Annotated in this window: 10 protein-coding genes; 7 read left to right on the forward strand and 3 right to left on the reverse strand. The window is 72.2% G+C overall.

The features are described from left to right. Nucleotides 1-8: 8 nt before the first annotated feature. Nucleotides 9-776 (reverse strand): DeoR/GlpR family DNA-binding transcription regulator, encoded by a 768-nt coding sequence (locus OHN19_RS33245; protein WP_330267740.1) that lies wholly within the window; start codon nt 774-776, stop codon nt 9-11. Between the two features lie 307 nt (nt 777-1083). Further along, nucleotides 1084-1893 (reverse strand): NAD(P)-dependent oxidoreductase, encoded by an 810-nt coding sequence (locus tag OHN19_RS33250; RefSeq protein WP_330267741.1) that lies wholly within the window; start codon nt 1891-1893, stop codon nt 1084-1086. A 153-nt stretch (nt 1894-2046) separates the two neighbouring features. Between OHN19_RS33250 and OHN19_RS33255 the strand changes: the two genes are divergently transcribed. After that, nucleotides 2047-2991: a 5-dehydro-4-deoxyglucarate dehydratase gene (locus tag OHN19_RS33255; RefSeq protein ID WP_330267742.1), complete on the forward strand. Its 945-nt coding sequence runs from the start codon at nt 2047-2049 to the stop codon at nt 2989-2991. Next, the gene (locus tag OHN19_RS33260; RefSeq protein ID WP_330267743.1) at nt 2988-4148 is read left to right on the forward strand and encodes a hypothetical protein; all 1161 of its coding nucleotides are present in this window, start codon (nt 2988-2990) and stop codon (nt 4146-4148) included. The genes OHN19_RS33255 and OHN19_RS33260 overlap by 4 nt, the downstream gene beginning before the upstream one ends. Here OHN19_RS33260 and OHN19_RS33265 read toward each other — a convergent pair. After that, entirely contained in the window at nt 4085-5359 is a 1275-nt protein-coding gene (locus OHN19_RS33265) for an MFS transporter (RefSeq protein ID WP_330267744.1), read from the reverse strand. The two genes, OHN19_RS33260 and OHN19_RS33265, sit on opposite strands and share 64 nt — an antisense overlap. A 127-nt stretch (nt 5360-5486) precedes the next feature. Between OHN19_RS33265 and OHN19_RS33270 the strand changes: the two genes are divergently transcribed. The 5 genes from OHN19_RS33270 (at nt 5487) to araD (ending at nt 10570) form a co-directional block, all read left to right on the forward strand. Beyond that, nucleotides 5487-6071 carry a TIGR03086 family metal-binding protein gene (locus tag OHN19_RS33270; protein ID WP_330267745.1) on the forward strand — a complete coding sequence of 195 codons (585 nt, stop codon included), beginning with the start codon at nt 5487-5489 and terminating at the stop codon, nt 6069-6071. Between the two features lie 290 nt (nt 6072-6361). Then, nucleotides 6362-7117 carry an MBL fold metallo-hydrolase gene (locus OHN19_RS33275; protein WP_330267746.1) on the forward strand — a complete coding sequence of 252 codons (756 nt, stop codon included), beginning with the start codon at nt 6362-6364 and terminating at the stop codon, nt 7115-7117. A 158-nt stretch (nt 7118-7275) separates the two neighbouring features. Next, the gene (locus tag OHN19_RS33280; protein WP_330267747.1) at nt 7276-7932 is read left to right on the forward strand and encodes a GntR family transcriptional regulator; all 657 of its coding nucleotides are present in this window, start codon (nt 7276-7278) and stop codon (nt 7930-7932) included. Further along, nucleotides 7929-8840, forward strand: a complete 912-nt coding sequence (locus OHN19_RS33285; RefSeq protein WP_330267748.1) for a dihydrodipicolinate synthase family protein — start codon at nt 7929-7931, stop codon at nt 8838-8840. The genes OHN19_RS33280 and OHN19_RS33285 overlap by 4 nt, the downstream gene beginning before the upstream one ends. An 11-nt stretch (nt 8841-8851) precedes the next feature. Next, nucleotides 8852-10570, forward strand: a complete 1719-nt coding sequence (gene araD / locus OHN19_RS33290; RefSeq protein ID WP_419249550.1) for an L-arabinonate dehydratase — start codon at nt 8852-8854, stop codon at nt 10568-10570. Nucleotides 10571-10613: the final 43 nt, after the last annotated feature.

A 10613-nucleotide genomic window follows, 5' to 3' on the forward strand; every position in this document is an offset into this window, starting at 1 on the left:
TTTGAAAGTCAGACCCTGATGACCTGCGGGCCCAGCAGGGAGTACCGGTGGGCCTCCGCCGAGGGCAGCAGCGTGCTGGTCACGATCGCCTCCAGTGCGCCGATCTCCGCGAACCGGCAGAAGCTGACCGCGCCGAACTTGGTGTGCACGCCCGCGAACACCGTGCGGCGCGCGGCCCGGATCGCCTGCGCCTTGACCTCACTGACGGCCGGGTCGGGGGTGGTGAGGCCGTGTTCGCGGGAGATGCCGTTGGCGCCGATGTAGGCGAGGTCGAGGACGAAGCCGGCCAGCATCTTGGTCGTCCAGTGGTCGACGGTGGCGAGGGTGCCGGGCCGGACCCGGCCGCCGAGCAGCAGGACGGAGGTGTTCTCGGCCTCGGCGAGGGCGCCGGCGACCGGCAGGGACGCGGTGACCACGGTCAGCGGTCGGTCCCTGGGCAGGGCCTCGGCGATGAGCTGCGGGGTGAAGCCCTCGTCGACGAAGACCGTCTCGGCGTCCCCGAGCAACTCGGCCGCGGCGGCCGCGACCCGGCGCTTCTCGGGGACGTGGCTGGTGGCGCGGAAGGCGAGCGTCGTCTCGAAACCGGCGCTCTCCACGGGGTAGGCGCCGCCGTGCGTACGGCGGACCAGGCCGTGTTCCTCCAGCGCGCGGAGGTCTCTTCGTACCGTTTCCTTGGCGACGCCGAGTTCGGTGGCGAGGGTGTTGACGTCGACGGCGCCGGTGGTGCGGGCGGTGCGGACGATGTGCCGCTGGCGTTCTTCCGCGGTACTGGTCATTCGGTCACCCGCCTTCCTGTCGTGCGGTGCCCGTTCGGGCCGTCTGGAGGAAGTTGTACAGCGGGTGGGGTGTCGCGACCAGGTCTGTTGCGGGAGCGATCCTGTCCGTGTGTGCCCGTTCGGGCGAGCCGGGCCCACGAGCTCGGGTGGTGCGGTCGTACGGCGGCCGCGGGCTCGTTGTGGCTGGTCGCGCAGTTCCCCGCGCCCCTGGTTGTGCGCTGTCGCGCTACAACCAACGGCCCGCCGCCATGCCCGGATACGCCTGCGGGCGGGCCCGTTCGGTGCCCGCCCGTGCTTGTGGCCGGAATCAGTACGGCCAGATCGGTGGGTCCGTCACGAACTGGCCGCCCAGGTAGGCGTGGGCCTCATTGCCGTCCTGGAGTTCGCCCTGGTCGGCGATGAGCTTCTCGGCGTAGGGCTCGGAGTCGTCCTGGGGGTCGTAGCCAAGGGCGCGGGCGGTGGTGAGGTCCCACCACAGGCGGGTGTTGGCCGAGGAGCCGTAGACCACGGTGTGGCCGACGTCCTCGGCGGTCAGGGCCGCGTGGAAGAGGCGGGCGCCGTCGGCGGGGCTCATCCACAGGGAGAGCATGCGCACGCTGGTCGGCTCGGGGAAGCAGGAGCCGATGCGGACGGAGACGGTCTCCAGGCCGTGCTTGTCCCAGTAGAACTGCGCGAGGTCCTCGCCGAACGCCTTGGACAGGCCGTAGAAGGTGTCGGGGCGGCGCGGGGTGTCGATCGGGATCAGCGGGTCCTGGCCCTGGGGGCGCGGGGTGTAGCCGACCGCGTGGTTGGAGGAGGCGAAGACGATCCGGGAGACCCCTTCGGCGTGTGCCGCCTCGTACAGGTTGTAGGTGCCCTCGATGTTCGCCTTGAGGATCTTCTCGAAGGGGGCTTCCAAGGAGATGCCCGCGAGGTGGATGATCGCGTCGACACCGCGCACGGCCTCGCGTACCGCGTCCTTGTCGGCGAGGTCCGCGACGACCGCGTCCGGCTCGCCCTCGATCGGGCGCAGATCGAGCAGGCGCAGCTCGTAGCCGTACGCGGGCAGGAGGTCCCGCATCAGGGTTCCCAGGCCGCCGGCGGCGCCGGTGAGCAGGACGGTGCGGGGAGCGGGCATCCTCGGGTCTCCTTGGGTGGCCTTATGTGTGCACGGTATTCACATTCGTGGACAAGCTAGAGATCGTGTCTTGACGCCGTCAAGGGTAGCGCGCGGTGCGTTCATAAATATAAACTCTGATCAGTATTCTGCATGCCATTCTAGGGAGAGCCTGTGACGTCGTCCGCCGCCCTCGCCCATCGACTCGGCATCCCCAGCGGGCCGCTGTTCTTCCCCGTCACCGCCTACGGCCCGGACGGATTCGTCGACCTCGATGTGTATCGCGCCCACATACGCCAAGGCGTGGACGCGGGCGCCGCGGCCGTGTTCGCGTGCTGTGGCACCGGGGAGTTCCACGCGCTCACGCCCGAGGAGTTCCAGGACTGCGTCCGGGCGGCCGTGGCGGAGACGGCGGGGCGGGTACCGGTGGTCGCGGGCGCCGGATACGGCACCGCGCTCGCCGTCCGGTACGCGCGGCTGGCCGCGGAGGCCGGGGCCGACGGGCTGCTCGCCCTGCCGCCCTACCTGGTGGTCGCCGGGCAGGAGGGGCTGCTGCGGCACTACCGGGAGGTGGCCGCCGCGACCGAGCTCCCGGTGATCGTCTACCAGCGCGACAACGCCGTGTTCACCCCCGAGACCGTCGTCGAGCTGGCCCGCACCGAGCGGATCATCGGCCTCAAGGACGGCCTCGGCGACCTCGACCTGATGCAGCGGACCGTCAGCGCGGTGCGCACCGAGGTCCCCGGCGACTTCCTCTACTTCAACGGCCTGCCGACCGCAGAGCAGACCCAGCTCGCCTACCAGGCCATCGGCGTCCCCCTGTACTCCTCGGCCGTCTTCTGCTTCGCCCCCGAGATCGCCCTCGCCTTCCACCGCGCCCTCGTCGACGGCGACCGGGCCACGGCCGACCGCCTGCTCGACGGCTTCTACCGTCCCTTCGTCGAACTGCGCGCGCGTGGCCGCGGGTACGCCGTCTCCCTCGTGAAGGCCGGCGTCCGGATGCGCGGCCTCGACGTGGGGGAGGTGCGCCCGCCGCTGCACGAGCCGGGCGAGGATCATGTGAAGCAGCTCGCGGAGATCATCGAGCGCGGGTACGCGCTCCTGGAGGAGGCACAGTGAAGGCGTCGACGTTCGTCTACCCCTGGGACGTCAACGGGGACCCGGAGGCCGCGGCCCGCATCGCCGGGCTCGGCGTGCGACAGGCGACCCTCGCCGCCGCGTACCACTCCACGCGCGCGCTGACCCCCCGGCACCCCCGCCACCGCATCGTGACCGCCGAGCACGCGGCGGTGCTGTACCCGACGGACGCGCGCTGGGAAGGGCGCGAGCTGCGCCCTTACGCGGCCGGTGACTGGGCGCCGGGCGACGCCTTCGAAGAGGCCCGCGCCGAGCTCGCCGGGGCCGGTCTGGATGTGCACACCTGGGTCGTCCTCGCGCACAACTCCCGGATGGGCGCCGAGCATCCGAGCACCTCCGTCGTCAACGCCTACGGCGACCGCTACCCGTGGGCCCCCTGCATCGCCCAGCCCGCCACGCGCGCGTACCTCGTCGACCTCGCCGTGGAGGCGGCCGTCCGCCCCGGCGCGGCCGGCACCGAACTGGAGTCCCTCGGCTGGTACGGCCTCCAGCACCTGCACGCCCACGACAAGACCGGCGGGGTCCCGCTCGGCGACGCCGGCATGTACCTCATGGCGCTCTGCTTCTGCCCGAGCTGCCGCGAGGGGTACGGCGAACAGGGCGCCGATCCCGACGAGTTGGCGGCGACCGTGCGCACGGCCCTGGAACCGCTGTGGCAGGGGGCGCCGGACGACGAGGGCTGGGCCGGGGTGGAGAAGCTCCTCGGCGACCGGCTCGCGGCGGCCACGCGCGCGTGGCGTGACGAGACCGCGCGCACGCTCCAGGAGACGGCGGTCCGGGCGGTTCGCGCGGCCGCTCCCGAGGGCTTCCAGATCCTGCTGCACGCCGACCCGGTGACCTACCACGTGGGCGCCAACCCGGGAGTAGACCCCCAGCACATCCTCTCCGTGGCGGACGGTGTGGTCGTGCCCTGCGCGGGCGGGCCGGGCCTGCTCACACCGTTCGCCGAGACCCGGAAGGACGCCGTGATCGCCGCCAACTTCCCCGTCGTCGCGGAGATGGGCGGCAGCCCGGGCACCCTCGCGGCGGACGTGGCGCGGGCGAGCGAGCTCGGCGCGACCGAAGTCCGGCTGTATCACGCCGGGTTGGCGTCGGACGGCGACCTGGAGGCGATCCGCTCGGCGCTGGCCTGCCTCTGAAACAGCGGCACGGCCGTGGCCAGCCACAGCACGCCCAGGACGGCGGACAGCGGCCGCTGGTCGACCAGTTCGACCAGGGCCGCGCCCACCGCGAGGCCGAGCACGTTCGGCGCGAACACCAGGGTGTTGGCCGTGGCGACGGTACGGCCCAGCAGCGCGTCCGGCGTCTCGCGCTGTACGGCGGTGAGCGCGGCGATCAGCACGCAGGGCAGGCCCGCCCCGATCGCCGCGCTGCACACGAGGGCGAGCGGCTCGGAGGGGAGTGCCCGCAGCCCGGCGGCCACGGCGGTGAGGGCGATGCCGTACCCGGCGAACCTGCGCCCGCCCAGACGCCGCAGCGCGGGCCCGGAGAACAGCCCCACGGCCACGGATCCGGCGCCCTGGACGGCGTACAGCGCACCGGCGTACGCGGGGGAGCGGCCGAGGGCGTCGATCACGGCGTAGAGCAGGGCGCCGTTGAGCCCGGCGCAGAACATGGTGGTGCCGCCGGCCAGGACCAGGGGGCGAAGTGTGGGGTGGGCCCATATGTGGCGGGCGCCTTCTGTGAAAGGGGCGCGGTGGGAGGGGGCGGGTTCTTTCTCCGGGCCGGACGGTTGGGGGCCTTGCTCCCGACTGGACGATTCGGGTCCCCGCTCCCGGACGGGTCCCGTCCCCCGGACGCGGAGTCCCGCGTACAGGCCCGCCGCCAGCACGAACGTGAGGGCGTCCAGGAGTGCCACGCCCGGGCCGCCGTGGAGCGCGTACAAGCCCGCGCCCGCCAGCGGGGCGATGACCTTCATGCCCTCCGTGATCGCCGTCCGCAGGCCGTTGAAGTCGCCGAGCAGGGACGGACCGACGGCCCCGGCGACCAGGGCCGACTCCGCCGCGTCATGGACCACGCCGACGGCGCCGTAGAGGAACAGGACCGTCAGGATGATCGCGACCCGGTCGGTGAGGAGCACCGGCAGGACGGCCGCGAGCAGCAGGTTGGCACCGATCAGGAGAGGCTTGCGGCGAATCCGGTCCGCGAGGGCGCCGAGCAGCGGGCCCGCGAGGGTCGGTGCCCACATCGCGAGCATGGACAGCGCGGCCAGGCCGTCCGAGCCGGTGAGGTCCTTGACCCAGACCCCGGCGGCCAGCCACAGGGCCGAGGTGCCGAAGCCGGAGACGAGGACTCCGGCGAGATACAGCCTGGCGTTGCGGTCCCGGAGCACGGCCCATGTCGTCGTCATGGGGGGAAAGCGTGGGTCTAAGGCCCCGGGGGCGGGATGGGGCAGGTGCCCTAGATCTGTGAGCGATGAGTTTTCGGAGTGGGGTCGGTCCACCCTTCACGACATCGCGAACCCTGAGGAGTACCGCATGACCGTCCCGCCCCTGGACCTCGGACCGCAGACCCGCGTCATCGCCCTGCTGGCCGAGGGCGTCACCGACGAGCAGCTGGGGAACGCCACACCGTGTCCGGCGTACGCGGTGCGCCACATGCTCGGCCATCTGCTCGGCCTCTCCGCCGCCTTCCGCGACGCCGGCCGCAAGGACCTGGGCGCCACCACCGACACCCCGCCGACCGCCTCCGTCCCGGACATCGGCCCCGGCTGGCGCGAGGAGCTCCCCAAGGTCCTCGACGAACTCGCCGAGGCCTGGCGGGACCCGGCCGCCTGGACCGGGATGACCCGCGCGGGCGGCGTGGACCTGCCCGGCGAGATCGCCGCCGCCGTCGCGGTCGACGAACTCCTCGTCCACGGCTGGGACTTGGCCGTGGCCACCGGCCGCCCGTACGACCCGGACCCGGCCGCGCTCCAGGCGTCGTACGACTTCCTGCGGGCCTCCGCCGAGGACCCGAGCCGGGACGCCATCTTCGGCCCGATCGTCCCGGTACCCGACGACGCACCCCTCCTGGACAGGACGATCGGCCTGAGCGGACGGGACCCTGGCTGGACGCGCTGACGGCACGTCGGTGGGCGGGCCGTGGGCGGACGCGCCTTGACGGCGCCGCAGCGGACCGGCGCCCTGCCGGCGCTTCGGAGGGCGAAACCCGAGGTGGACGCTGATGGCACCGCCGCGGACCAGCCGCCCTGCCGGTGCTTCGGAGGGCGGAACCGGGGCGGCCGCCCCGACCGGCATACCGCGCCCTGGACGCGAGCGCGGGCCTCGACGCCGTAGACGCCGGTACCACCGTGCCGTAGTCGGGCGGAAAGCGGCGGCGGGCGGCGGGTCCGGGCCGTACGCTCCCCACCATGCCGCCCCTCAGCCTCACCGTCCTCGGTACCGCCTCCCCGCATCCGGCACCCGGCCGCCCCTGCTCCGGCTATCTGCTGCGCGGCGGGGGCGCCGAGATATGGGTGGACGCCGGGCCCGGCACCTTCGCGGAGTTGCAGCGGCACACGAACCCCTCCCGGCTCACGGCGATCTGGATCTCCCATCTGCACGCCGACCACACCGCCGATCTCCTCGCCGCCGTCTACGCCTTCGCGTACGGCGGCCTCACCCCGCCCGCCCCGATCCCGGTCTACGCCCCACCCGGCGCCGCCCACCGGCTCGCCGGGTTCTTCGGGCGGGCCGACACCCGGTTCCTCAGCGGTGTCCTCGACTTCCAGCCCCTGTACGACGGCCACGAGGTCCGGCACTGGAACCTGAGGCTCGTCTCCCGGGCCGTCGTCCACGACGCCGAGGCGTACGGGCTGCGCGCCGAGTGCGCCGGACGGGTCCTCGCGTACTCGGGGGACAGCGGGCCCTGCGCCGCCCTCGTCGAACTCGCCGCGGAATCGGACGTGTTCCTGTGCGAGGCCGACATCGACCGGCATCGCGAAGGCGAACAGGTCCACCTGACCCCGGAGGACGCCGGCGACATCGCCCGCAAGGCAGGGGTCCGCGAGCTGATCGTCACCCATGTAGGACCCACCCTCACCAGGGACTTGGCCACCGCCAGGGCTGCCGTCGCCTTCGCCGGACGCACCTCCACCGCCTTCGAGGGCGCCACCCGCCTCGTCTGACGCGTCTTCACCGCAACTTCAACTTCCTTTGCCGGAAGCATTGACGAAACATCACCGCCCTCCTACCTTCAACGCGTCGTACTTCGTACGTCATATATGAGACGCGATACGCGAGATCAGATACACACGATCCGATACGCGAGATCCGAGAGGCGCGCATGACCTCTGTGCCCACGCCGATCCCCTCCCGCACGCAGTACGTGCTGGAGGAGATCAAACGCCGCATCCTCACCGGGCGCCTGACGCCTGGTCAGGCCCTGGTGGAGACCGAACTCGCCGCACAGTTCGGGGTGTCCAAGACCCCGGTGCGCGAGGCGCTCAAGACCCTGGCCGGGACCGGGCTCGTCGTGATGAGCCAGTACAAGGGCGTCACGGTGCGCATGGTGGACGCGGACATGGCGCGCGAGGTCTACGACGTCCGCCTGCTCCTCGAACCCGAGGCGCTCAAGCGGTCCGTACGGCGCGGGGCGTCCCTGGAGGCCGCGCGGGACGCCCTCACCCGGGCCGACGACGCCACCGACACCGCCGAACGCTCCCTCGCCAACCGGGAGTTCCACCGCGCTCTCTACCTGCCCTGCGGCAATCCGCTGCTCGGCCGGATGCTCGACGAGGTCCGCGACCAGGCCGCCCTGGTCTCCGCCGTCGCCTGGGCGGCCTCGCCGTCCTGGGAGCGGGAGGCCGGCGAGCACCGGGAGATCCTGCGGCTCGCCCTGGCGGGCGACGCGGACGGTGCGGGCCGCGCCCTGCACGCCCACATCGCGTCCTTCGTCGAACGAGCGTTCCCCGGAGTGCTGGACCAGGAAGGCCAGGAATGAGCAGCGAGACTTTTGAGCCCCAGCGGGCGGCCCTGGCCGACGTGGTGGCGATCCCGGTGACCCCGTTCGCCGAGGACGGCACCGTCGACCAGGACACCCACCGGGCCCTGCTGCGCCGGCTGCTCGACGGAGGCGTCACCACCCTCACCCCCAACGGCAACACCGGCGAGTTCTACGCCCTCGCGCCCGAGGAGCGCCGCCTGGTCACGGAGCTGACCGTCGACGAGGCCGGTGACCGGGCCGACATCCTGGTCGGCGTCGGGCACGACGTGCCCACCGCGGTCGCCTCCGCCCGGCACGCCCGGGAGCTCGGCGCGGGCATGGTCATGGTCCACCAGCCGGTCCACCCGTACGTCTCGCAGAGCGGCTGGGTCGACTACCACCGCGCGATCGCCGAGGCCGTCCCGGAGCTGGGAGTGGTGCCCTACATCCGCAACGCCCAGCTCAGCGGGGAGCGCCTCGCCGAACTCGCCGACGCCTGCCCCAACGTCATCGGAGTGAAGTACGCCGTCCCGGACGCGGCCAAGTTCGCCGCCTTCGCCCGGGACGCGGGACTGGAACGCTTCGTGTGGGTCGCCGGACTCGCCGAGCCCTACGCCCCCTCGTACTTCTCGGCGGGCGCCACCGGCTTCACCTCGGGACTGGTGAACGTCGCCCCGGCCGTCTCGCTGAACATGATCGAAGCGCTTCGATCCGGGGACTACCCGGCCGCGATGAAGGTCTGGGAGCAGATCCGCCGCTTCGAGGAGCTCCGCGCCGCGAACGGATCCGCCGACAACGTCACCGTCGTCAAGGAGGCCCTCGCCTCCCTGGGCCTGTGCCGCCGTGATGTGCGGCCGCCGAGCCGGGTGTTGCCCGAGTCCGAGCGTGCCGAGGTCGCCGGGATAGCCGCGGGGTGGTCGATATGACCAGGGAGCGCATGAGCCCGGAGGACCTGCGCAGCCACCAGTGGTACGGCACCGAGGGCCAGTTGCGCACCTGGTCGCACAACGCCCGGATGCGGCAGCTCGGTTACGAGGCCGAGGAGTACCGGGGCCGCCCGGTGATCGCCGTCCTCAACACCTGGTCCGACATCAACCCCTGCCACGTCCATCTGCGCGAGCGCGCCGAGGCGGTCAAGCGGGGGGTGTGGCAGGCGGGCGGCTTCCCCCTGGAGTTCCCGGTCGCCACCCTCTCGGAGACCTACCAGAAGCCCACCCCGATGCTCTACCGCAACCTCCTCGCCATGGAGACCGAGGAGCTGCTGCGGTCGTACCCGATCGACGCGGCGGTACTCCTCGGCGGCTGCGACAAGTCGACGCCGGCGCTGCTCATGGGTGCGACCTCGGCGGACGTGGCCTCGATCTTCGTGCCCGCGGGGCCGATGCTGCCGGGGCACTGGCGCGGGGAGACCCTCGGGTCCGGCACCGACATGTGGAAGTACTGGGACGAGCACCGCGCGGGCAACCTGACCGACTGCGAACTGCGGGAGTTGCAGGGCGGGTTGGCGCGTTCCCCGGGGCACTGCATGACCATGGGCACCGCGTCCACCATGACCGCGGCCGCCGAATCCCTTGGCATGACCCTGCCGGGTGCGTCCTCGATCCCGGCCGTCGACTCCGCGCACGAGCGGATGGCGGCCGCCTCCGGGCGGCGGGCCGTGGAGCTCGCCTGGACCGGGCTCAAGCCGTCCGAGATCCTCACCCGGGACGCCTTCGAGGACGCCGTCACCACGGTCCTCGGGCTCGGCGGCTCCACCAACGCGGTCATCCACCTGATCGCCATGGCCGGCCGGGCGGGCATCGAGCTCACGCTGGACGACTTCGACCGCATCGCCCGCACGGTCCCGGTCCTGGCGAACGTACGACCCGGCGGACAGACGTACCTCATGGAGGACTTCTACTTCGCCGGCGGCCTGCCCGCCTTCCTCTCCAGGATCAGCGACCTGCTCCACCTGGACCGGCCGACCGTCAACGGCACCCTGGGCGAGCAGATCGAGGGCGTCGAGGTGCACAACGACGACGTCATCCGCCCCCGGGACAACCCGGTCGCGAGCGAGGGCGGGGTCGCCGTCCTGCGCGGCAACCTCTGCCCGGACGGCGCCGTCATCAAGCACATCTCCGCCGAGCCGCACCTGCTCAAGCACACCGGCACCGCGGTCGTCTTCGACGACTACAAGTCCATGCAACGCACCATCAACGACCCGGAGTCGGGCATCACCGCGGACAGTGTCCTGGTGCTGCGCAACGCCGGCCCCAAGGGCGGCCCCGGCATGCCCGAGTACGGCATGCTCCCGATCCCCGACCACCTGCTCAAGCAGGGCGTGCGCGACATGGTCCGCATCTCCGACGCCCGCATGAGCGGCACGAGCTACGGCACGTGTGTGCTCCATGTGGCCCCGGAGTCGTACGTCGGAGGCCCGCTGTCCCTGGTCCGCACCGGCGACACGATCACCCTGGACGTGGCGGCCCGCACCCTCCAACTCAACGTGGACGACGAGGAGTTGGAGAACCGCCGTAAGGACTGGACGCCTCCGCCCACCCGCTACGAACGAGGCTACGGCGCCCTCTACAACGACCAGATCACCCAGGCGAACACGGGCTGCGACTTCGAGTTCCTGGCCAGGCAAGGCAAGGTCCCAGACCCCTACGCCGGTTGACGAGTCTTGCCCAGGGGCGCGGGGAACTGCGCGACCAGCCACA

Origin of the sequence: Streptomyces griseorubiginosus, from assembly GCF_036345115.1 — a bacterium.
Classification (GTDB): domain Bacteria; phylum Actinomycetota; class Actinomycetes; order Streptomycetales; family Streptomycetaceae; genus Streptomyces; species Streptomyces griseorubiginosus_C.